We start from the raw sequence: 23,657 nt of genomic DNA on the forward strand, positions 1-23,657 counted from the left end.
CTCTATTCTTATTGGAAGCTGGTTTGATTGAGAAACTTTGTAATCGCAGCATCCAAGACTGCTTCTTCTGGCAAGTCTTTTGTATCACGAATGGTTTCCAAAATCTCTGGATGTTGAGCGTCAAAGAAGGCATGGAACTCTTCCTCGAAACAAACAATATCATCTACTGGAACAGTATCCAAGAAACCATGTGTCAAAGCATAGAGAATGGTTACTTGTTTCTCAACAGGTAATGGTTTGTGAACAGGTTGTTTCAAGACCTCAACGGTACGACGTCCACGGTTCAATTTAGCCTGTGTTGCCGCATCTAAGTCAGAACCAAATTTAGTGAAGGCTTCCAACTCACGATATGAAGCAAGGTCAATACGAAGTGTACCAGCAACCTTCTTCATGGCTTTGATTTGTGCAGAACCACCTACACGAGATACAGATGAACCCGCATCGATGGCTGGACGAATACCAGCATTGAAGAGACCATCACCAAGGAAGATTTGTCCATCAGTGATTGAAATCACGTTGGTTGCGATATAGGCAGAGATATCTCCTGCTTGTGTCTCGATAAACGGTAGGGCTGTAATAGATCCACCACCAAGTTCATCAGAAACTTTAGCTGAGCGCTCAAGCAAACGGCTGTGAAGGTAGAAAACATCCCCTGGGAAAGCTTCACGACCTGGAGGACGACGAAGCAAGAGAGACAGTTCACGATAAGCTACCGCTTGTTTTGAAAGATCATCATAAACGATCAAAACATGCTTACCTTGATACATAAATTCTTCCGCCATGGCAACCCCAGCATAAGGAGCTAGGAAGAGCAATGGAGATGGTTGTGAAGCAGAGGCTGTCACAACGATTGTGTAGTCCAAGGCACCGTACTGACGTAGTGTTTCTACTTGTGTACGAACTGTTGATTCTTTTTGTCCAATCGCAACATAGATACAGATCATATCTTGACCTTTTTGGTTCAAGATTGTATCAATCGCAATGGTTGTTTTCCCTGTCTGACGGTCACCGATAATCAACTCACGTTGACCACGACCAATCGGTACAAGGGCGTCGATAGCTTTCAAACCAGTTTGCAATGGTTCTGATACAGACTTACGTTGCATAACACCAGGAGCTGGCGCTTCTACTGGACGAGTTTTATCAGTGTGGATTTCTCCAAGACCATCAACTGGACGACCAAGCGGATCCACAACACGTCCAATCAGACTTTCACCTACTGGGACTTCCATGATTTTCCCTGTACGGCGGATTGTATCGCCTTCACGGATATCTGTAAAGTCACCTAGGATGATAATACCAACATCTGTTGACTCCAAGTTTTGAGCCATACCATAAGAGCCGTTTTCAAAAATCAACAACTCTCCACTCATGGCATTTTCAAGTCCGTGAGCACGCGCGATACCGTCCCCGATATAGGTTACAACACCTGTTTCAGTCACATCAAAATTGGGTTTGAAATTTTCAATTTGTTGCTTAATTAAAGCGCTGATTTCTTGTGCGTTAATTGCCAAAAGAACACCACTTTCTATTTCAAATTTTCTTTAACAACTTTAAGTTGTTGTTTAATACTCACATCAATTGTCTTGTGATTGGCAAAAATGACAAAACCACCAATAAGACTTTCATCGATTTGTTCTTTTACACTCCTTACTTTAAGAGACATTTTTTTCTCAATCAAAGGGAGCAAGCGACTCTTCTGTTCATCAGTTAAAGGATGAGCTGACGTAATCGTCACTTCAAATCGATTTGTTTCTTTTTCAAGTCGGTTCAAGCAATCTACAAGAATATCATAAAAAAGATTTGCTCTGTGATTGTAGATAAGAACCTGGATAAAGTTTTGCAATAAAGGTGACACTGAGTCTTGGAAGAACGCAATCGTTTTTTCCTTGTCAGACTCGTCTACTGCCACTTTTTTTAAAAAAGAAGGTAAACCTGTTTCTTCAGCAACTTGCTTGATTTGAGTCAAGTCTGAAAAAATACGGTCTTCTTCTCCTTTTTCAAGTACCAATTGGACAAAAGGCATGCTGTATTTTTCAATTACCTTTACTGTTTTCTTGTCCATTAAGCTTCTCCTAACTGATCGATATACTGATCAATAAGTTCTTTATGGGCATGACCGTCAAGGTTTTGTGAGATGATTTTACCAGCCAAGCTGATTGTCAAATCTGCTACCTCACCCTTAACGCTTTGTAAAGCTTCAGCTTTATTTTGAGCAATTTCTTGGTTCGCTTTTTCTTTCAAGCGTCCTGCTTCTAGCTTAGCATCTGCTAAAATACTAGCTTTACTTTTCTCAGCTGTTTCTTTCGCATTCTCGATGATTGTCTTAGCTTCTTTACGGCTACCAGCCAATTCATCTTCGCGTTTTTGAGCCAATACTTCTGCTTTTTGACGTGCTTGTTCAGCTCCGTCAATATCTGCTGCAATTTTTTCTGCTCTTTGTTCGAAAATGCTAGCCAAATTTGACCAAGCATATTTCTTAACCAAGACTAGCAAGAGAATAAAGGAACCAGCGATTAGTATAAAATCACCAAGTAATTCACCTACTGTTACATTCATAAACTACTCCTTTCTATTCTTCATCATTAATTTTATTTCCTAGGTACATTGAAGATAACAATGTAAATACATATGCTTGTACACAAGAAATAAAAACAGAAAATGCAGTCCAGATTAGATTTGTTCCAAAAGCAATAGGATACCAATAGAAGGCCTGATGAGAAAGTAGGACTAACATACTTGCCATCACTTCCCCTGCAAAGATATTACCAAAGACCCGCAATGCAAGTGAAAGGAGATTGGTAACTTCCTCCAAGAGATTCATTGGTGTCATAAAACCTGGTGTTACAAATGCTTTTAAATACTTTTTGATTCCACGACGACGAATTCCTTCTACGTGTGTCATTAAGATAATTGTAAAAGACAAGACCAAGTCAAATGACAAATTTGCTGTTGGTGAGGTCCAAAGATTTACACCATCTGTAGTCTGAATTCTAGCCATTAAGCCAATATTATTTGCAATGGCCATAAATAGGAATAAACAGAAATAAAAGAGAGAATAATCCTTTATCATTGGACCAAGGTTTGATTTTGTAAATCCAACGACAAAATCAAATAAATACTCCAATACATTTTGTTTTCCTGTGGGTCTCAAAGTCATATTTCGAGTTGCCCAATAAATAAAGCCAAAAATAAGCGCTACAGTCAACAAAGTCAAAACTACTATGGTTAAATTAAAGGTAACAGGACCAATATTGATGGTTGGATTAATACTTTCTTCCATCTAAAATCCTCCCTTTTTCAATTTATACTTCTTTTATTTGATGATAAATGAAAAGACAAGAGTAACGAAGAAAGTACCTTCAATAAAGGCAACCCCTAGGATCATCAAACTACGTAGTTCTGAGATGATATCTGGTTGGCGAGCAACTGATTTCAACAAACCGTTCATCAACATACCTTCACCAAGAGATACACCCATACAGGCAAGACATAGACCGAAAAATGTTAAATTCATGACGAATTCTCCTTTTAATTAAAATTTACTTACTTAGTTTAGTCCTAAAAATTGGATTTGTCAACTTTTTACTTACGTTGAAAGCGTTTAATGAAAATTATTTACAATTTTACTATTTTTAAGTCTATTATATAGAAAACTTTGGAAAAAACTTGTAACAAATCCCTCCATTATCTAGGTCTTTCTGAAAAATAATGAAAAATCCGAGATGAAATCTCGGATGGAAATTAATATATTTTCTTTAACCTAATGCTCTTTAGTAAGTAGGATTAAAGGGAAAGCAACTAGAAAGCTTTCGTCTCCTGCACGCTTATTAAGCACGAACTGTGACGCTGGTGCCATCTTCCTTATAAAGATTGATAAGTCCTTCTTTGAGAGCTCGAACCATATCTCCTGCTTGAACAGGTTGTGGGACTTTGATTGTCAAGAGTTCCATTGGATTTGGAGCGCGGTCGATTTTATTGCCTTTGGCATCATGCAAATCTTCAATATAAGTTTCAAAATGACGGAAACCTGGGCCATAAAACTCAACTTGATCACCTTCGTTAATGACGTTCCGTTGGCGAATAGTCGCTGTTTGTGTCGCATCATCATAAGAAACGACTTCAGCAACAAACTTATACTCAGGAATTTTACGACGAGCACCAAATAACTGCTCATTTTCAGATGGTGTACCATAGTAGAAACCTGTTGCTAATTCACGTTGGGCAACCTTCCACATCTCATCAATCAAGTCTTGCTTGATAGCTTCAAATTTTTCTGGACTTTCTAGATAAGCATCAACAGCCGCCTTGTAGCAGTTGGTTACTGTTGATACGTAGTGAATAGACTTCATACGTCCTTCGATTTTTAGACTGTCCACACCATTTTCAATCATATCTGGGATATGGTCAATCATAGACATATCAACGGCTGACATTGAAAATTCTTCTGGAATCTCACCTTTCAAGCTCTTGCGTTCTTGACCAAATGGCATATCGTAAAGGTCATACTTCCAACGGCAAGATTGAGAGCAACCACCTCGGTTGGCATCACGCATACTCATGTGATTAGAAAGTGTACAACGACCAGAGTAAGAGATACACATAGCTCCGTGGACAAAGGCTTCAATCTCAACATCTGTACGTTTGCGAATTTCAGCTAATTCTTCCATTGAAACCTCACGCGCCAAAACAACACGAGTTAAGCCCAGTTCCTTCCAAAACTCAAGAGTTTCATAGTTAGTCGCACTGGCTTGAGTTGAAAGGTGAATTTCAAGGCCTGGTGCTTCAGTCGCTGCAATCATAATCAAGGCTGGGTCAGACACGATAACTGCCGCGATTCCGATATCACGTAGTTTACGGAACCACTCACCAGCACCAGCTTCATTTCCTTCGTGCATAACCATGTTGGCAGCTACATAGACCTTAGCTCCATACTTAGCCGCAAACTGGACACCTTCTTCCATCTGTTCAAAGGTAAAGTTTCCGGCACGGCTACGAAGACCATAGGCCTGACCACCGATAAAGACAGCATCTGCTCCATACTGAACAGCTACCTTTAGCTTCTCTAAAGTCCCTGCAGGTGATAAAACCTCAGGACGTTTTAATGTTTTTGTCATGTTTTCTCCTATTTGCAATATAAAAGTTTGACGTTTTTCCTTCTCATTTTATAGTAAATAAGCCATAAAATCAAGCCTAGACAGATTGTTTTGACAATTCTAATCTTTTAAACTTTGTATAATAATTGTTAAACTATCGAATATAAACCAATTTTAACAAGTAGCCAAAAAGTCTAGAAAAGTAAAAACCAGTATCCAATGATACTGGCTCATTAAACTACATAAATTAGTCCTTAGATGACTATTCCCACTCAACTGTTGCAGGTGGTTTACTTGTAATATCGTAGACGATGCGATTAACGTGGTCCACTTCGTTTACGATACGCACTGAGATTTTTTGAAGTACTTCCCATGGAATTTTGGCAAAATCAGCAGTCATACCATCAATAGAGGTGATAGCACGGATTGCAATAGTGTAGTCGTAAGTACGACCGTCACCCATAACACCAACTGAACGAACGCCTGTGTTAACTGTGAAGTATTGCCAGATATCACGGTCAAGTCCAGCTTTAGCTATTTCTTCACGAAGAATAGCGTCTGATTCACGAACAGTTTCTAGTTTTTCTTCAGTGATTTCGCCCATGACACGAATAGCAAGTCCTGGTCCTGGGAATGGTTGGCGCCATACGATGTGGTCTGGCATACCAAGCTCTGTACCAAGGGCACGAACTTCGTCCTTGTAAAGAGTGTTAAGTGGTTCGATCAATTCAAACTGCATATCTTCTGGAAGACCACCCACGTTGTGGTGTGACTTGATAGTTTGAGCTGTATCCGTACCAGACTCGATAACGTCTGTGTATAAGGTACCTTGAGCAAGGAATTTCACATCTTTGAGCTTGCTGGCTTCGTCATCAAATACATAGACAAACTCGTTACCGATGATTTTACGTTTTTGCTCAGGGTCAGAAACGCCAGCAAGTTTGTCAAGGAAACGTTTTGCAGCATCTGCTTTGACAATATTCAAACCAAACTTACCACCAAGCATGTCCATAACTTGGTCCGCTTCTCCTTTACGAAGAAGACCGTGGTCTACGAAGATACAGATCAATTGATCGCCAATCGCTTTTTGGAGAAGAACTCCAACAACTGAAGAGTCAACACCACCTGATAGACCAAGAAGGACACGTTTATCACCGACGGTTTCACGGATTTTTTGGATCTGCATATCGATGAAGTTATCCATTGACCAGTCGCCTTTAGCCTTACAGATGTTAAGGGCAAAGTTACGAAGGATGTCATTACCGTATACAGAATGACGAACTTCTGGGTGGAATTGGATACCGTAAATGTGTTTATCTGGGTTTTCGATGGCTGCGTATGGGCAGTCAGCTGAAGTTCCTGTACGAACAAAGTCAGCAGGAATCTCAGTAACCGCATCACCATGGCTCATCAACACAGTCTGCTCATCTGGTGTTGATTCAAAAAGCGCTGATGGTGTGTGAGTTAGGGTTGATTGACCATATTCACGATTTCCAGCATCACCTGCAGGAACAACTTTTCCTCCAAGTTTATGGGTCAATAACTGCATACCGTAACAAATTCCCAAAATTGGAATTCCTAGTTCGAAGATTTCTGGGTCAATATCGAATGAACCATCTTCATATACAGAGTTTGGACCACCTGAAAGGATGATTCCTACAGGATTGATTTCACGAACTTCAGCAGCTGAAATTTTATGGCTTTTTAGTTCTGAAAAAACACCAATTTCACGGATGCGGCGTGAAATCAGCTGGTTGTATTGGCTACCATAGTCCAATACGATGATTTTTTCTACATCTTGCAAATCAGTTGAAATGTTGCTCATCTTTTTCCTTTCTCAAAAGAAATATCTTTTTCCAATATTCTATCACAAATAAGGGTGAATTACCAACTAAACAAGGCGAAGATTGACTTTTTCTTGTTTATTAGGGTACAATAGAGAAAAGATAGAAATGAAGTGAAAATATGCTACCAGCTTATATGAAAATCCATGATCAGATAAAAAAGGATATTGACGAGCACCGTTGGGCTATTGGGGAGAGACTCCCTAGTGAACGAGATTTAGCAGAGCAGTTCGAGGTCAGTCGCATGACCCTCCGCCAAGCCGTATCTCTATTAGTCGAAGAAGGCGTCTTAGAGCGCCGTGTAGGAAGCGGCACCTTTGTTTCCAGTACTCGAGTACAAGAAAAGATGCGAGGGACAACCAGTTTCACTGAAATTGTTAAGTCCCAAGGTAAAGTTCCCTCTAGCCAACTCATTTCCTACAGAAAAACTATTCCCAATGAGCAGGAAGTTGCCAAGTTAGGAATTTCTCCAACGGAGAATATTATCCGAATGGAACGTGTTCGCTATGCCGACCAAGTTCCTCTGGTTTATGAGGTTGCTTCTATTCCTGAAAAATTCATTAAGGACTTTAAAAAAGAAGAAATCACCAGTCATTTCTTCCAAACCTTGCAAAAACACGGCTACCGTATAGGCAAATCTCAACAGACCATCTATGCTCGCCTTGCTAAAGAAAAAATTGCCCACTATTTGGAAGTTGAAAAAGGACATGCTATTCTTGGTTTAACTCAGGTTTCCTACCTAGAAGATGGTACTGCTTTTGAATACGTAAAAAGCCAGTATGTAGGAGAACGCTTTGAATTTTATCTTGAAAATAATTAGATTACTATGCAAAAACTCTCTGTCACGGACAAAGAGTCTTTTTTATTTCTCTAACAATAAATCTTTCAACGAAATCAAAGTAACTGCAATTAAAATCATTGCCATACCAAGAAAATCAATGGGATAAAATTGTTCATTCATAATTAGGAAGGCAAAGAAAACCGCCGAGATTGGCTCAATTGAAGCCAACAAACTTGACTTGACCGGCCCTATCAAACTGGCTCCTTTAAGGAAAGCTGTATAGGCAAAAACAGTCCCGATAAGGATAATTCCCGCAAAAGCGAGGAGAAAATCAAGACTAGTTGGGATAGCAGTCTGTAGAACCCCTGTAAAAGGAAGGGCGACCAAACCAGCTATGACCATTCCCACACCAATGAGCAAACTGCTCCCCCACTTCTTAATCAAGGCTATGGGCAAAATGATATACAGTGCGTAAGTCAGAGCAGAAAAGAGACCCCAGAACAGGCCTGCAGGTGTCATGGATAACTGGTCCAACTGCCCATGAGTTGCAATCAGGAAGGTCCCTCCAATGGCTAATATGATAGAAACTATCTCTCCCAGTGTCGGTGCCACCTTATCCTTGATACAGCTATAAATCAAAATCCCGACAGGACAAACATACTGAAGCACCGTCGCGGTTCCTGCATTGGTCTCCTGAATAGCAGTTAGATAGGCAAATTGATTGAGGAAGAGACCAATTAGAGCAAAAATGAGAAGAGACAGTAAACTCTTTCTATCATTTAAAAAGGCCAGCATTCTATCCTTTGCAGTAGCATAAGTCAAGACCATGAGAATCCCACCAGCGATTAAAAGACGCAAGTTGGTCAAAACCAGAGCCGAAATTCCGTGTGCCATCAGGTATTGGCCACTCGTTCCTGACAAGCCCCAAGCAATCCCAGCCACAACTGTTAATAGAGTCCCTTTTAAACTGTTTGACATGTCTCTCCTTACTCTTCTTTGCGAATCAAGTCCATCACTTGATTGCGGTCTACAATCCATTGAGCCCTCTCATCCTTTTCATAGGTACGATTCGATAGGAAAATAGCCGCTTCTTGCTTCTGGCGATTCCACATGATAAAGGTACCTGTATAGCCCGTATGGTCTAGCCAATCTCCTTCCAAATTCCAGGCCAAAGAACGTTCCTTGTCATCCAAAAGAGAAAAATTTTGACTCAAATCTCTTGCAAAATCATCTGATAAATAGTGTTCTAAAAAGATTTGTATATCCTTTACAGTCGAAAATAAACCAGCACTACCAGCATGTCTGCCCAGGAGACGAGCCTTGGGATCATGTACCACACCTGCCTCGACACCTCTAACTGTTGGAACAGCAAGCTCAACAGGCCCAAACTGGGTATCCGCCATTCCCCAAGGTTTCCAGACTTGCTCCTGTAAAATCACATCCAAGTCTTGATTAAAGATTCTTTCCAAGATAAAACCCAACAGCAAAAAATGGACATCCGAATAAAGAAAGGCTGGCTGATTGCGTCTGTTAAGATGAAACATCGCTTCCTTTAATTCAGGTGCTGTTAAAAGATCACGATTGGGAATAAAAGGATCAAGGTCTGTAGCGTGAGTCAAGAGCTGGCGAATAGTGATGTCTGGATAATCACTCTCTGGTAAAAAATCTGTTACCGGTCTGTCAATATCTAATTGACCTTTTTCCCACAAGAAGGTAAAAACGGTACCAACCCCAACAACCTTGCTGACACTAGCTAGATCATAAACTAGTCCTGGCTCAGTATCCAAGCCATGCTCTGGGTCACTCTGACCTAAATAGAACTCCATCCATTGATTGTCCTTAAAATACGCAAAAGAGGCTCCGGGATAAATCCCTGCCTCGATTTGTTCTTCTATTTTTTTAATAATCTTGGTCCACTTCATACTTCTTCAAACCACAATTCAACATTATTTCTATCTTTACCAAGGAAGAATTTTTCAGACTTAGGAATAAAATATTCTGTAGACTCAAACTTCTGGCGAAGACTTGCTATATCTAGTTCATTGACCAAGAACTTGAGCATAGATAAGTCCCAAGTAGCCGTATTGTCCACAGTCAAATCTTGACCCTGAGCTGGGATAAAATCAAGTGACACCCCAATTTCAGATAGTTCCAAGAAACTATCTACATCCGTTGGGAGGTGTAATTCCATAGAAATTTCAAATTTACTTAAAGAAATTGACTCCAGATCTGTTTGAAATTCTGGCTTTTCTCCTACTTCTACTAGACTTGCTCTGTCATCTTCCGCATGAATCAAAATCAAATCATCTTCGGGTGAAAAAATCTCAAAAGCGTAGCCATTTTTACCTTTATATAATTGATGAATCGAATCTGTTTTAGCTAATAAGGCCTCGATTTCTAAGGGATTTTCTACCTTGACAATCAATCTAGCTAGTTTTTTTCTTCCCTCTACCTTACGAGTGCGCATACTTGGAGCTTCTTCTAAAACCAGCTTTTCTAAACCTGTTTGATCACCTAGTGACAGAAAGGCTGACTCTTCTAATAAGGCCTTCATGCCAAGGGTTCCTATATAAAATGTTTCATTTAATTTTCTATTATTAACTTTTAAAGTAGGAATAATCCGTACAATCTGATTTACATTCATAAACTCCTCCAACTCTTTTATTTTAAAGGATTTTAGAATTTTTTACAAGAAATTATGCTCAGATTTACCTTTTTTTCGTAAAATTTCATCTAAAAAACCGAGGATTTCCTCGGTTTCAATTTCTTATAGGTAAAGGAATTTGAAAATAGCTACTGCCGCAATTGCTGCTGCGATCGGTGCTACTACTGGTACCCAAGAGTACCACCATTTTGAATCGCCTTTGTGCTCACCAAGAACTGATTTTGGAAGGAAAGCATGAAGGAGACGTGGTCCCAAGTCACGAGCAGGGTTCAAGGCAGGTCCTGTAGGTCCACCAAGTGATGTTACCAAGGCCATAACAAGGAATCCAAGTGCTAAGTGAGCTACTGAAAGTCCTGAAGCAGTATGTGGTGCTACTTGGGCTTTGATTGCTAAATCAGAAAAGTCAACATTTTGACCTGCTTGACTAGCCATTTGTTTCATGTATTGAAGCACTTCAGAACCAAAGAAGTTTTTAGTCAATCCAAGGGCTGCAAAGAAAAGAACAAATGATCCAACAAACTCATTTACAAAACCATTAACAGTTGCTGCAAAGCGTGATTCTTTTGTACCTTGATCCAAACTTGAGATTGTTGAGAAAGTACCCAGGATATTGTTTGGATTTTCAGTTTTCAAGTAGTATGGGCGGTGTGTTGCCACAACCAAGGCTTGACCAAAGATAGCACCCAAAACTTGTGCAAGGATATAAGGCGCTACTTGCGCCCAAGGGAAGAGACCGCTGATTGCAAGTCCAAGAGTGAAGGCTGGGTTGATGTGGTTACCTGATACGTTACCAAACATCAAAGCTGGAATCATAACCCCCATACCGTAACCAACAGCTATAACGAGCCAGCCACTTTGGTGACCTTTCGTACCTTTAAGTTCAACGTTAGCAACTGCACCATTACCAAGAATGATCAAAATAGCAGTTCCCAAAAATTCAGTGGCATATTTAATTGCCCATGTGAAATCCATTTGATAGATTCTCCTTAAAATTTTTTAGACAATCCTTATTCTATCAATTTTTATATCTTTTAGCAACTACTTTTCCGAAAGATTATATAAGAAAGCGGTTTTATTTCTTATAAAAAACAAAAGGATTAAGGAGGTGCATTTCCTTAATCCGAGAGTTCTTATTCTTGACGTTGTCCGAAATCTGCAATCATCTGCTCCATTTCTTGTCGACTCGGAGTTGTCAGCATATAAAGGTAATCCCCTTGAAGTTCCGCAAAGGCTGCTGGCATGATTTTTTTAACCTTGAACTGCTGACTATATTTGGCAAGCAAGTCCTCCTCAGAATAAACATAGTGAGCATTTGCACGGCGAGAAGTAGCCAAACAATACTGAGCTTCAAATTCTGACACTGGGAACTCTTCTCCTGCGACAATAGCTGCATAGCCACGATAGAGGTCCAAGGAATGAGCAAAGTTATAAACATCAATGGTAAAACCACCTGCAGGGCGGTTATTGTACTCAATGGCAATGTAGTCGTCCCCGTCACGGAAGAACTCAATATGGAAGAAACGTTCTTTCATGCCAAATTCCTTGACAATTGCCTCACCATATTTACGTAATTTAGGATCCATATCCTTGAGAACGTAATAAGAATTGTCCATCTTGTAAATCATGAGATCAAGCGGTGTATAGGCGTAGTCAAAGGTTGTTGAAAAGACAATTTTTCCGTCCTTATCCACAAGACCATCAAAGGTGCAAATTTCGCTGGAAGTGACAAATTTTTCAAAGAAATAAACGGTCGAATGGTCCCATTCTTGCTTGAAGTGATTGATATCGTCTTCTGTTTCAAGCTTAAAGGTCGCGGCTGCTCCCACTCCATTGTCAGGTTTTGCAATCATTGGAAGGCCGATTTCATTCACAGCTTGATCCACATCTGCTTCCGTCTTGATAACAGCTCCAGGTACCACGGGGACACCTGCTTTTTTGAAAAGTTTCTTCATTTCAGACTTAAATTTCGTCTTTTTGAGATCCTCTGGTTTGGCACCAAAAACATTGAATTGATCACGAAGACTTGCATCTAACTCAAGCCAGTATTCATTATGAGACTCAATGCGGTCAATTGGGCCATGTTTATAAAAGAGAAAAGCAACTGCACGTTTGACTTCATCTATGTTTTCAAGGTTATCTACACGGAAATACTCGGTCAGGCTATTGCGTAAAGGTTCATCCAATTGCTCGTATGGTTCTTGACCAATTCCCAAGACGGTTATGCCTTTATTAGCTAGTTCAATGGTAAACTGTTGAAAGTTTTGTGGATAGTAGGGAGAAATAACAAGGTAATTCATAGATAACTCCTTTTATAAATAGAGATTGCCGAGGAAATAAGGCATTTGTTTGCGCCACCATTCCCAGTCGTGGGCGACATCGTGTCCCCATTCAGCAAACCAGGCTGGAATTTGTTTCTGGTCAAAGGCTTCTTTGAGCTTGTAGAAAGATGGTAGACCGTCTTGTTCCCAGGAACCAAGACCCGTACACAGCACAATCTCTGCCTGACGGTAACGATCGATAAACCAGCCGTCGTTCTGATTCCAGATATAATCTACTGGCGAGTTTTGATAAATAGCATCGTCATTGTAGTAATCGCCGACAAAGAAACGTGCGTCGTAAACACCACTAAGAGCTATCACCTTGGTAAAGACATCTGGATGCTGAAGGAAGAAATTGAGTGCATGGTAGGCGCCCATTGAGCAACCTGTCGTCATCATGCCATCAAACCAACCTGTCTTGTGCTTGATAAAAGGAATGGCCTCCTCAATCACATAGCGCTCGTAGGCACGATGCATCTCTGCTTGGTCGTGCCCATTTTTCCAAGTGGCCAACCAGCTCTCACTGTCTACACTGGATAGGGTAAAGAACTGAACACGGCCTTCCTCGATAAAGGAAGCACAAGCATCAATCATGCCAAAATCATAGTATTCATTGTGACTACCACCTGATGAAGCAAAGACCACAACTGGAATCCCAGCATGTCCATAACGGTTAAGGTACATTTCACGGTTGAGGTGACCACTCCAGTGGCTGAGGTTTTCAATATGCATTGGCTTTCTCCTTTCTTAACTTACCATTTCTCTGCAAAAAATCTCAGACAGTCTGGTAAATTCTCCGACCAAGGGATTTCACTATGGATGGCACCAGACTGAACTTTCAAGACAATATTATCTAAGTGTACCCCACCTGCTATCAAATCATAGTAATAGCGAAGAGACGAATCGATATAGGCTTGTTTGATATTACCAGCCATCAGGGTCTTGTCCGTATCATCTGCTTCTTCTGTTCCAACATAGATAAAGATACGCTGGTCAGGCAATAGTTTCTTGCGCTCGATATAGCGATTAAAGGCTTCTTGATGGAGCCAGTTAGCAGATGAAAAGACCCCTAGACAACCAATCTGGTCTTGGTATTCCAAACCGATAAACTGGGTAATATTGCCTCCTAGTGAAGACCCAATCATAGCCGTATGCTGGCGGTCAGCTTTAGTACGGTAGGTCTCATCGATAAATGGCTTGACCACCTCCATAACAAACTCGGCATACTCCACGCCCTTACCGCCAAATTGCTGTCCTGGGATAGGAGATTCTTGGAACTTCCAAGCCGCATACTCATTCATCCGCCCCATACCATCATTGTCAATGGCGACGACAATCATGCGACTGATATCAGGATTACGCTTAATAGCTGGGATAATCTTCCATGAATGGCCAATGAAAGACTCCTTGCTATAAAAAACATTTTGCCCGTCATGAAAGTAAACAACGGGATAGGAACGATCCGTGTCTTTCTCATAATCTTTAGGCAGAAGAACACGTACACGACGTTCCTTACCTGTATAAGGAACCTTGAGTTTATGTTCTTTCATTTTTAAATAAAAGTAGGATTGATTCATTGTCAGAAAACTCTCTATATTCAAAATTTTATTTTATTATATCACAATTATAGAAAAAAAGTTAGTTTTGCTTCCACTTTTGGAATTAAAAACTAACTTTTTCATCTATTTTTCTAAATTCTTTTGGATTTTCTGATTAGAGAAGATTGTCAATCAAGTCATCGACTTCATCTTTTTCAGCCTGCGGTGTAATCTCAGTAATCATGATTCCAGCCACTGCTCGCTCTACTAATCCTTCAACATCCATACGAGCTTCATACTGCTCCGCATTCTTAATCTTAGGATTTGTTTTCGGACGATCTGGCGCAAAAATCGTACAGCAGTCTTCAAACGGTTGGATTGAAATGTCAAAGGTGTCAATTTCCTGAGCAATGTCAATAATTTCCAACTTATCCATTGTCACAACTGGACGGATGATGGGAGTGTTGGTAACCGCATTGATAGCCTGCATGCTCTCCAAGGTTTGGCTGGCTACTTGTCCTAAACTTTCCCCATTGATGATAACTAAACCATTTCGTACCTCACGAATACGATCTGTAATCCGCATCATAAAACGACGGGTCAAGGTCATGAGATAGGCTTCTGGCGCCTTGGCCTTGATTTCCTCTTGAATCTCTGTAAAAGGAACTTCGATAAACTGGATATTGCCCCCAAACTTGGTTAATTTACGGGTCAAATCTTGGGCTTTTTTAAGAGCACCCGGACTCGTGTAAGGTGGGCTGGCAAAATGAACAGCCTCAATATCCACTCCACGCTTAAGTGCAAGATAACCTGCTACAGGTGAGTCGATCCCTCCTGACAACATGAGCATCCCTTTACCTGAAGTTCCAACTGGCAAACCACCAGCCCCACGAATGGTTTCATAAGAAAGATAGGCTGCTTCTTCACGGATTTCCACCTGAAGATTGATGTCAGGACTTTTCATTTGAGCTTGCACATTTGGAATGGCTTCGAAAACAGCACCTCCAAGGGTTTGATTGAGTTCACGACTATCCAACTCAAAGTTGTGGTCGCTACGCTTGCTAGAAATTTTAAAGGTCATGCCATCCTTGTAGATGTCCTGCATAATCTCTTGGACAGAAGACTTCAGAACTTCTACAGATTTTTCAACCTTATAAACAGGGGAAAAGTTTTGAATTCCAAAAACTTGTTTAAGCGATTCTGCTACTGCTGTATAATCTGCTCCATTGAGGTAAGCGTGGGCACGGTCACGATCTGCCGTTACCTTAACTTGGGGATAGATAGACAAAACGTCTGAAATATTATTGCGAAGTTTATTGATGAAACGCATACGGTTTTTGCCCTTGGTTGACAGCTCACCGTAGCGAATCATAATTTCTGAATACTGCATGAATGCTCCTATCTTACTTTTCTAGTTTGATTGTAAATCAATTTTAACTTGGTCAAGAACTGCTCGACCTGACTCATATCATTTTCAAGGTCTAGGCTAAGACGCACAGCTGACTGAGCCTTATCTTTATCTACTCCCATGGCAATCAGGGTTCCGGCTGGTTTCCCTGCCTTGGACGAACAAGCAGAGGTCGTTGAGATAAAAATATCATAGTCTTCAAAGGCGTGAACGATGACTTCACCACGAACACCCTTGATTCCAAAAGTCAGAATATGAGGGGCAAAGTCTTCCTCATCTGAAAAGACAGAAATATCTGGATAGTCCAGAAGTGCTTGGCGAATCACTGCCTTCATCTGACCAGTCTTGCTAGTAAAGATATCTAGCTTTTCCATAGACAAGCGGAGAGCCTTGGCTGTCGCTGCAATTCCTGCCACATTTTCAGTTGTCGAACGGTAATCACGTTCCTGACCACCACCTGTTAAAAGAGGCGTAATCTTCTTGCCAGACTTGATATAGACAAATCCAACACCTCGAACTCCGTGAAACTTGTGACTAGAGAAAGTCGCAAAATCCACTCGTTCTGTCAGATACTTTTCAGTCGGAATCTTGGCAAGTGCCTGAACCGCATCAACGTGGAAGGAAATAGTTGGCTTGTCTGCCAATAGTTCTGAAATAGCTTGAATAGGTTGAATCGAGCCGATTTCATTGTTCACAGCCATGACGGAAACGAGGGTCGTATCAGGTCTTATCAAATCTGATAACGCTTCAACATCTACAAATCCTTTGTTATCAACTGGAGCAAAATCTACTTCAAATCCTTGACTTTTCAACCAAAGGGCTGACTCTTTGACTGCCGGATGTTCAATGGCTGATACAATGATGTGCTTCCCAAACTGAGCCTTTTCAAAGGCCACACCCTTGATAACCCAGTTATCTCCTTCTGTCCCACCAGAAGTAAAGAAGATTTCCTCACTTTTCTTACCGATTAAATCTGCAATTTGCTGACGAGAAGCATCTAAGATTCGTGTTGCCTGATCTCCCAAACGATGGAGACTAGATGGATTTCCTAAAATTTTTGAAGCGACCTGCATATAGGTTTCAAGTGCTTCAGGATAGGGCTTGGTCGTCGCCGAATTATCAAAGTAAATCATATTTTCTCACGCTTTCTAAAATCACTCCCTCTATTGTATCATGAAACGGAGCCTGCGACAAGAAAGGGCAATTTCTCTTTTTTTAAGATTTTTTTAAAGAAATGCGGTATAATAAATTTTAATTAAAGGAGAGAATATATGTCTAATTATCGTAGAACTTCAAAACCAAAAACAGAACACATCAAAAAAGGCTTCACGGTCTTTCAAAAAACTGTTGCCACTATCGGTAGTATCCTTGGCTTAATTACTGCAAGTATCACTATCATGAACGCCTTGGATAATAACAAAAATACTAAAAAAGAACCTACGACAAGCCAGACGACAACAATTGTCAAAGAAATTCAAAAGGAATCCCCTAAGGAAAACACCAGTCCCAATAAGGAAACTAACACTACCCAAGAAAAAACACAGCAAGAGGAAACACCAAAATCTAGCGTCAAGGAAGAGAAAAGAGAAGAGCAGAAAGCAGCAACTCAGGAATCTACTACTCCTGCTCCAAGTAAACCCACTACTGAAAATGAAAAACAGTCCAATACCCCAACTTCGGAAAATAAAACTAATCAATAATCACTAAAATAGCCTCCTTCCAAACTTGGAAAGAAGCTATTTTTTATTGTTGTAAAACTTTTCTAGGCTTGGTACCTTCAGCTGGACCGATGACACCTGCCATTTCAAGTTCTTCCATGAGGCGGGTCGCACGGTTAAATCCAACTGACAAACGACGCTGAATCATGGATGCGCTGGCTTTCTGTGTCTCGATAACCAAAGCCTTGGCTTCCTCAAAAAGAGGATCTCCACCAGCATCTCCATCTGAAAATTCTCCTTCATTTTCAGAAACCTCACCTGGATCAAAACTCTCATCGTAGTCTGCATCCGCCTGAGCCTTGATAAAGTTTACGATACGTTCGACATCATCATCCGAGATAAAGGATCCTTGCAAGCGAACTGGATGATTTTCATCAATCGGTTTAAAGAGCATATCCCCTCGGCCAAGCAGTTTTTCTGCTCCATTTTCATCTAAAATAGTACGGGAGTCTGTTCCTGATGAAACTGCGAAAGCGACACGAGATGGGACATTGGCCTTGATCAGACCAGAAATGACGTCAACGGATGGACGCTGGGTTGCAAGAATCATGTGGATACCTGCAGCACGCGCCTTCTGTCCAAGACGAATGATGGCATCTTCTACTTCTTTGCTAGCAACCATCATGAGGTCAGCCAACTCATCCACAATCACGACAATAAGAGGTAGCGGAATTTGCTTGTACTCAGACTGGGCATTAAACTCTTCTACCTTAGCATTAAAACCTGCAATATTCCGAACTCCTACCTTTGCAAAGAGTTCATAACGATTTTCCATCTCGTCCACAACCTTTTGCAGGGCCTTGCTGGCCTTGCGTGGATTGGTCACAACTGGAATCAAGAGGTGAGGAATGTCATTGTAAACCGATAACTCAACCATCTTTGGATCCACCATCATAAACTTGACCTGGTCTGGTCTTGCTTTCATCAGAATGCTAGCGATAATACCGTTAACTGCGACTGACTTTCCGGATCCCGTCGAACCTGCAACAAGTAGGTGGGGCATCTTGGAAAGATCAAAGGTTCGAGCAGTTCCATTGACAGCCTTACCCAGAGGAATTTCGAGGAGATTTTCTGCTTTCGTTTGAGATTGTTCCCATAGTTCGCGGAAGGATACCGTCGCAATCTCAGAGTTAGGAACCTCAATTCCGACTAAGGATTTCCCAGGGATCGGAGCTTCAATCCGAACATCCTTGGCTGCTAGAGCCAGCGCTAAGTCGTCTGCCAGATTGGAAATACGGTTAACCCGTACACCAACTGCTGGCTTGACTTCATACTTGGTTACCGATGGTCCTATTTCAGCCCGTTCAACCGTTACCTTGATACCAAAGCTGGCAAAGGTTTCTTCTAGGATTTTGATATTTTCTCGAACAATCTTCTTTTCCTTGGACTGATCTTTGGGTTTATCTGGCGCAAAGAGTTGCAAGCTTGGCAGCTTGTATTCAAGGGCTTCCTTGGCTGAAAAATCGACCTGTACATCTTCATCATCAGAGCCATCTTCCTGTTCAGCAAATTCAAGTTCAGCTTGAGGCAGGATGATTTCTGGTTCTACCCATTCTTCTTCTGGAACAGGTGGAACGTCAAGCACAACATCTTCTGTCAGAATTTCACCCGTTTCCATATCAACAGGAGGCATATCGAGTAAGGCTTTTTCGGTCTCTTCTTGTTCTAATCTAGCCTCTTCCTCAGCCTTTTGACGAGCTTTTTCTTCTTGTTTGACAAAGCGTTCCTCTTTTCGACGCTCATGACCTTCCCGCCATTTGGCAAAGCCTCTACTGAAAAATTCCGCAATATCGTAAACAGACCAAGGACTGACTAGGAGAGCACCCACTAAAATCAAGATAGAACCAATAAAGTAAGTACCGATATTTGAGAAGAGAAAGGCAGTTGGAATATAAAGAGCGACCCCAATCAAGCCCCCTCCAGCAAAGCTGGTCGTTCGAAAACCTGTTAAATCCGTCACAACCTGAGCCATGGTCCCTTTTAGTACCGACTTATCCAAACCATATTTCCAAACTAAGTAGGCCTCAAAAATCAAGAGCAGGCCAGCAAATATGGTGAAAAATCCAGATAAGAGTCCTTCCTGTTTTCGTATCCACTTGAAGAAGAAGAGATAGACCAGGATACCAAATATTGCCAGATAAGCTAGGCTACCCACCAGCAAGCGAATTAGATTGTAAAGGGTGATACCTGCAGCCCCTAATTTGAAGGCTGCGAAAATCAATAAAAGCGCGATTCCCAACGAAATCAACATTCGTTGAATCGCTTCTTTTCTTTCGAGTTCTGCTTTAGACGGTCTCCGTCTTGTTTTACTTGTATTCTTGTTTGCCATTCTTCTATTATACCATATTTCACAGGCATTTCGGAAAGAGAAAAAGACTGCACCAAACGGTACAATCTTTTCATTTTTCTATTTTTTATGCTTGTGGTTTGCGTAGGTAACCATAGACTACACCACTTACGATTGCTCCTACCAAGACAGACACGAGGTAAAGAAGAGCATTAGAAGTAAGGGCGATAACGAAGATTCCTCCGTGTGGCGCCATTAGTTTGATACCAGTAAGACCAACGAGTCCACCTGCTACTGCTGAACCAAGGATGAAGCTTGGGATCGCACGAGCTGGGTCAGCTGCACCAAACGGAATCGCTCCCTCAGTGATAAATGACAAGCCCATGATGATGTTTGTCAAACCAGAGTTGCGTTCTTCCTTAGTAAATTTGTCTTTAAAGAGAAGAGTTGCGACAAAGATGGCAAGTGGTGGCACCATTCCTCCAGCCATAACTGCTGCCATAGCCACAGAACCACCTGAAGAAACAGTCGCTGCAAGCGTACCTGTACCAAATACATAAGCCGCTTTGTTAACTGGTCCACCCATGTCAACAGCCATCATTCCACCAAGGACGATACCGAGAAGGACAGCTGAACCACCTCCAAGACCGCCTAGGAAGTCATTCATAGCAGTGTTGATTGCTGCCATCGGGATGTTAACAGCTAGCATGACAAATCCTGTCAAGATTGTCCCAAGAAGTGGCAAGAGAAGGATTGATTTTGCACCTTCAAGTGAACGAGGGACTTTAACGTATTTCTTGATAGCAAGCACCAAGGCACCTGCTATAAATCCACCAACAAGGGCACCTAGGAAACCAGATGAGACACCTGCAAGAGTTGAAGTTGCTTCACCACCTGCAGCATAAGGAATTTTACCAAAGGCAAAACCTTCTTTAGCAATAGCACCAGCCACGAAACCTGCTACCAAACCTGGTTTTTCAGCGATAGAGTAGGCAACATAACCTGCAAAGACTGGGAGCATCAAGCCAAAGGCTGCACCACCAATTTTCATGAACATAGAAGCTAACTCATGGTAAGAACCAAGATTGCCAAGTTTTTCATTTGGAACACCCAAAGCGCCGTCAATCAAGAAGGCAAGGGCAATCATGATACCACCGCCAATAACAAATGGCAACATTTGAGATACACCACTCATCAAGTGTTTGTAGAAGGCACCACCAAGGCTTTGTTTTTCGTTAGAGGCTGTTGCAGCTTTTGCACCATTAGCGGCACGGTAGACTTCCGCTTCTCCTGAAAGAGCCAAGTTAATCAATTCTTCTGTTTTACGGATCCCGTCAGCCACTGGACGATTGATCAATGGTTTGCCATCGAAACGATCCATCTCAACCGCCTTGTCTGCAGCTATGATAACAGCTTTAGCCTTGCGGATGTCCTCAGCAGTTAGTTGGTTTCCAACACCGCTAGCACCGTTGGTTTCAACCTTGATTCCAACACCCATTTCAGCAGCCACTTTTTGAAGGGCTTCTTGAGCCATGTAAGTGTGGGCAATACCTGTTGTACAAGCTGTAACAGCAACGATAAAGTCACCAGAGTCATTGGTAGGTGCTTGAACTGGCTCCTCAGCTTTTTCTGAAGCTTGGTTAAAAAGTTCGATAACTTGGTCAGCTGATGTTGCTTGACGAAGTTTATCAGCAAAGCCATCTTTCATCAAGTATTGAGACAATTCTGCCAAGGCTGCCAAGTGAGTATCATTGGCGCCTTCTGGAGCAGCAATCATGAAGAAGAGGTCAGTTGGTTGTCCATCTAAACTTTCATAGTCAACACCCTTGTTTGATTTAGCAAAGAGAACAGTCGCTTCTTTTACAGCAGCATTTTTGCTGTGAGGCATTGCGATTCCATCACCCAGACCAGTAGAAGTGAGAGCTTCACGCGCCAAAATTCCTTCTTTAAATGTTTCAAAATCTGTTACATAACCGTGGTCTGTCAAACTTTTAATCATCTCGTCGATGACAGCTGTTTTTTCAGTTGCCTGCAAATCCAGCAACATGACATCTTTTCTCAATAGGTCTTGAATTTTCATCGTTTTTCTACCTCAACTTTTTCATATGTTTCTTTAATAAATTCTGCCGTTGCCAAGTCATCTGAGAATGTCGTTGCTGTTCCACAAGCAACTCCCCATTTGAAGGATTCTACTACATCTTTAGATTTGACAAATTCACCTGTAAATCCAGCAACCATAGAGTCACCAGCTCCAACTGAATTTTTGACTGTTCCCTTGATAGGTTTGGCGAAGTAAGCTCCCTCAGATGTGACAAGAAGGGCACCATCACCAGCCATAGAGATAATCACATTTTGAGCACCTTTAGCTAGGAGTTCTCGAGCGTATTTCTCAATTTCATCTAAACTTTCGAGTTTCACTCCAAAAATCGCTCCAAGCTCGTGATTATTTGGTTTGACCAAAAGTGGCTGGTAGTCCAAACTATCAATCAAGGTCTGTCCTTCAAAGTCACAAACCACTTGCGCACCAGTCTGCCGCGTCAAGGCAATCAAATCCTTGTAGATGACATTTCCTAGGTTTTTAGCACTCGAACCCGCAAACACAACCGTATCATCTGCTGTCAGACTAGATAAAATAGCTTTCAATTCTTCTAACTGGGCTGGTTCGACATTTGGACCCGTTCCGTTGATTTCTGTCTCTTGGTCTGCTTTGATTTTAACATTGATACGAGTATCTTCTGCCACTTGGACAAAACGTGTCTCGATTGCTTCATCAGCCAAAGTATCTGTGATAAATTTACCAGTAAAACCTCCGATAAATCCAGTCGCTGTATTTGGAATATCCAAGCGTTTCAAGACACGACTGACATTGATTCCTTTCCCTCCAGCAAACTTATCATCACTGTCCATACGATTGACACTACCGACTTGGACTTGTTCCAAACGAACGATATAGTCAATGGATGGATTGAGTGTGACTGTATAAATCATACTTCTATTACCTCCGTTTTCTCCTTAATAGCCTGCAAGAGCTCATGCCCTTGACTTGTGATAACAATAGCTCGTTTGAGTGGTGCTACCTTAGCAAAGCAAGTTTGTCCAATTTTAGACGAATCGACCAAGACATATGTCTGTTTGGCATTCTCCAAAATAGCACGCTTCACAGCCCCCTCCTCCATATCAGGAGTCGTATAATAGCCATCGTCCACACCATTCATCCCGATAAAGGCACGGTCAAAGTGCAATTGGTTAATTTGGTTAAGAGCAACGCCCCCGATGCTAGCATCCGTCGCCATCTTGACACTACCTCCAACCATGACAGTTGGAATCTGCTTTTCAACCAACTGAGCAGCATGGTGAATCGAGTTGGTCACGACTGTAATATTCTTATTGACCAATTCATGAATCAAAAAAGCAGTTGTTGTTCCTGCATCGATAAAGATGACATCTTGTTCCTTGATGAGAGAGGCTGCCTTCTGAGCCAGCAACTTCTTTTCTTGAAGGTTTTTGACAGATTTTTCTTGAATGGTTTCTTCTTCCTGCAAGGAATGGGGCAATTCTGCTCCACCATGCACGCGACGAAGCTTGTTTTCCGCTTCCAACTCATCCAAATCTCTTCGAACCGTTGATTCTGACGTTTCTAACAAACTAACTAATTTTTCTAGAGAAACTACATGATGTTGATTTAACTCCTCTAAAATCAGTTGCTTCCGCTCTGTTTTTAACACTGAATCACCTCCTGTTATCGTTTACACTATTCATTCTATCACACTTTCTTTCAAAGTCAAGCGCTTTTTGTCATTTTCTTTCAAAATCTATCATTTTTCTTATTTCCAAAATTTTTATTGCAAGATAAGAGCCTTTATGGTAGACTATTTGAGTAAGTATTGGAAGATTACTCAAGAGGCTTAAGAGGCCGTGTTGGAAACGCGGTAGGCGTGTTAAAGCGTGCGTGGGTTCGAATCCCATGTCTTCCGTTTATTTTAAAAAAGATACCCAAGAAAT

General features: G+C 41.4%; 22 protein-coding genes and 1 tRNA gene. 3 read left to right on the forward strand and 20 right to left on the reverse strand.

What is annotated here, in order from left to right; translation table 11 throughout:
* Positions 1-8: 8 nt before the first annotated feature.
* The 7 genes from atpA to guaA all read right to left on the reverse strand — a co-directional run bounded on the left by atpA (position 9) and on the right by guaA (position 6,921).
* Entirely contained in the window at positions 9-1,514 is a 1,506-nt protein-coding gene (gene atpA, locus ACLNCP_RS07545) for a F0F1 ATP synthase subunit alpha (RefSeq protein ID WP_424844268.1), read from the reverse strand.
* 14 nt (positions 1,515-1,528) lie between these two features.
* Positions 1,529-2,065: a F0F1 ATP synthase subunit delta gene (locus ACLNCP_RS07550; protein WP_033688964.1), complete on the reverse strand. Its 537-nt coding sequence runs from the start codon at positions 2,063-2,065 to the stop codon at positions 1,529-1,531.
* Positions 2,065-2,559: a F0F1 ATP synthase subunit B gene (gene atpF / locus ACLNCP_RS07555; RefSeq protein ID WP_020902744.1), complete on the reverse strand. Its 495-nt coding sequence runs from the start codon at positions 2,557-2,559 to the stop codon at positions 2,065-2,067. Before atpF ends, ACLNCP_RS07550 begins: the two co-directional genes overlap by 1 nt.
* A 13-nt stretch (positions 2,560-2,572) precedes the next feature.
* Complete coding sequence (atpB, locus tag ACLNCP_RS07560; RefSeq protein WP_000392870.1) at positions 2,573-3,283, reverse strand: F0F1 ATP synthase subunit A; 711 nt, start codon at positions 3,281-3,283, stop codon at positions 2,573-2,575.
* A 33-nt stretch (positions 3,284-3,316) separates the two neighbouring features.
* Entirely contained in the window at positions 3,317-3,517 is a 201-nt protein-coding gene (locus tag ACLNCP_RS07565; RefSeq protein ID WP_001054560.1) for a F0F1 ATP synthase subunit C, read from the reverse strand.
* A gap of 313 nt (positions 3,518-3,830) precedes the next feature.
* On the reverse strand, positions 3,831-5,117 hold the full coding sequence (locus tag ACLNCP_RS07570; protein WP_049535202.1) for a peptidase U32 family protein: 1,287 nt from the start codon (positions 5,115-5,117) through the stop codon (positions 3,831-3,833).
* 241 nt (positions 5,118-5,358) lie between these two features.
* Positions 5,359-6,921 carry a glutamine-hydrolyzing GMP synthase gene (gene guaA, locus ACLNCP_RS07575; RefSeq protein WP_000065712.1) on the reverse strand — a complete coding sequence of 521 codons (1,563 nt, stop codon included), beginning with the start codon at positions 6,919-6,921 and terminating at the stop codon, positions 5,359-5,361.
* Between the two features lie 140 nt (positions 6,922-7,061).
* Between guaA and ACLNCP_RS07580 the strand changes: the two genes are divergently transcribed.
* Positions 7,062-7,760, forward strand: coding sequence for a GntR family transcriptional regulator (locus tag ACLNCP_RS07580; protein ID WP_000936193.1), 699 nt, complete (start codon positions 7,062-7,064; stop codon positions 7,758-7,760).
* Positions 7,761-7,802: 42 nt separating this feature from the next.
* Here the strand turns inward: ACLNCP_RS07580 and ACLNCP_RS07585 are convergent, their stop codons facing one another.
* The 9 genes from ACLNCP_RS07585 to ACLNCP_RS07625 form a co-directional block, all read right to left on the reverse strand.
* Complete coding sequence (locus tag ACLNCP_RS07585) at positions 7,803-8,699, reverse strand: DMT family transporter (RefSeq protein ID WP_261082171.1); 897 nt, start codon at positions 8,697-8,699, stop codon at positions 7,803-7,805.
* Between the two features lie 8 nt (positions 8,700-8,707).
* Positions 8,708-9,643 (reverse strand): serine hydrolase domain-containing protein, encoded by a 936-nt coding sequence (locus ACLNCP_RS07590; protein WP_424844269.1) that lies wholly within the window; start codon positions 9,641-9,643, stop codon positions 8,708-8,710.
* Positions 9,640-10,365, reverse strand: a complete 726-nt coding sequence (locus ACLNCP_RS07595; protein ID WP_023946989.1) for a CppA N-terminal domain-containing protein — start codon at positions 10,363-10,365, stop codon at positions 9,640-9,642. The genes ACLNCP_RS07590 and ACLNCP_RS07595 overlap by 4 nt, the downstream gene beginning before the upstream one ends.
* Before the next feature lie 123 nt (positions 10,366-10,488).
* Entirely contained in the window at positions 10,489-11,358 is an 870-nt protein-coding gene (gene gla / locus ACLNCP_RS07600) for an aquaglyceroporin Gla (protein WP_084886436.1), read from the reverse strand.
* A 158-nt stretch (positions 11,359-11,516) separates the two neighbouring features.
* Positions 11,517-12,683 carry an ATP-grasp domain-containing protein gene (locus ACLNCP_RS07605; protein ID WP_424844270.1) on the reverse strand — a complete coding sequence of 389 codons (1,167 nt, stop codon included), beginning with the start codon at positions 12,681-12,683 and terminating at the stop codon, positions 11,517-11,519.
* A gap of 12 nt (positions 12,684-12,695) precedes the next feature.
* Positions 12,696-13,436 carry an esterase family protein gene (locus ACLNCP_RS07610; RefSeq protein WP_269794704.1) on the reverse strand — a complete coding sequence of 247 codons (741 nt, stop codon included), beginning with the start codon at positions 13,434-13,436 and terminating at the stop codon, positions 12,696-12,698.
* Positions 13,437-13,456: 20 nt separating this feature from the next.
* A complete protein-coding gene (locus ACLNCP_RS07615) occupies positions 13,457-14,281 on the reverse strand; it encodes an alpha/beta hydrolase (protein ID WP_153199704.1) in 825 nt (274 codons plus the stop codon).
* 136 nt (positions 14,282-14,417) lie between these two features.
* Positions 14,418-15,632 (reverse strand): tRNA uracil 4-sulfurtransferase ThiI, encoded by a 1,215-nt coding sequence (gene thiI, locus ACLNCP_RS07620; protein WP_049546708.1) that lies wholly within the window; start codon positions 15,630-15,632, stop codon positions 14,418-14,420.
* Between the two features lie 8 nt (positions 15,633-15,640).
* Positions 15,641-16,783, reverse strand: coding sequence for a cysteine desulfurase family protein (locus tag ACLNCP_RS07625; protein ID WP_049546707.1), 1,143 nt, complete (start codon positions 16,781-16,783; stop codon positions 15,641-15,643).
* 138 nt (positions 16,784-16,921) lie between these two features.
* On the opposite strand from ACLNCP_RS07625, the gene ACLNCP_RS07630 reads away from it, so the two are divergent.
* Entirely contained in the window at positions 16,922-17,350 is a 429-nt protein-coding gene (locus ACLNCP_RS07630) for a DUF6556 family protein (protein ID WP_125454412.1), read from the forward strand.
* Between the two features lie 43 nt (positions 17,351-17,393).
* Here the strand turns inward: ACLNCP_RS07630 and ACLNCP_RS07635 are convergent, their stop codons facing one another.
* The 4 genes from ACLNCP_RS07635 to ACLNCP_RS07650 form a co-directional block, all read right to left on the reverse strand.
* Entirely contained in the window at positions 17,394-19,697 is a 2,304-nt protein-coding gene (locus ACLNCP_RS07635) for a DNA translocase FtsK (RefSeq protein WP_424844271.1), read from the reverse strand.
* An 85-nt stretch (positions 19,698-19,782) separates the two neighbouring features.
* Entirely contained in the window at positions 19,783-21,735 is a 1,953-nt protein-coding gene (locus ACLNCP_RS07640) for a PTS fructose transporter subunit IIABC (RefSeq protein WP_238096298.1), read from the reverse strand.
* Positions 21,732-22,643 (reverse strand): 1-phosphofructokinase, encoded by a 912-nt coding sequence (gene pfkB / locus ACLNCP_RS07645; RefSeq protein ID WP_261039144.1) that lies wholly within the window; start codon positions 22,641-22,643, stop codon positions 21,732-21,734. The genes ACLNCP_RS07640 and pfkB overlap by 4 nt, the downstream gene beginning before the upstream one ends.
* Positions 22,640-23,380, reverse strand: coding sequence for a DeoR/GlpR family DNA-binding transcription regulator (locus tag ACLNCP_RS07650; RefSeq protein ID WP_000920651.1), 741 nt, complete (start codon positions 23,378-23,380; stop codon positions 22,640-22,642). The genes pfkB and ACLNCP_RS07650 overlap by 4 nt, the downstream gene beginning before the upstream one ends.
* Positions 23,381-23,541: 161 nt before the next feature.
* On the opposite strand from ACLNCP_RS07650, the gene ACLNCP_RS07655 reads away from it, so the two are divergent.
* Positions 23,542-23,629: transfer RNA gene (locus ACLNCP_RS07655), tRNA-Ser, on the forward strand.
* The last annotated feature ends 28 nt before the right edge of the window (positions 23,630-23,657 follow it).

This window comes from Streptococcus sp. CL6.35 (assembly GCF_049737915.1).
GTDB lineage: Bacteria > Bacillota > Bacilli > Lactobacillales > Streptococcaceae > Streptococcus.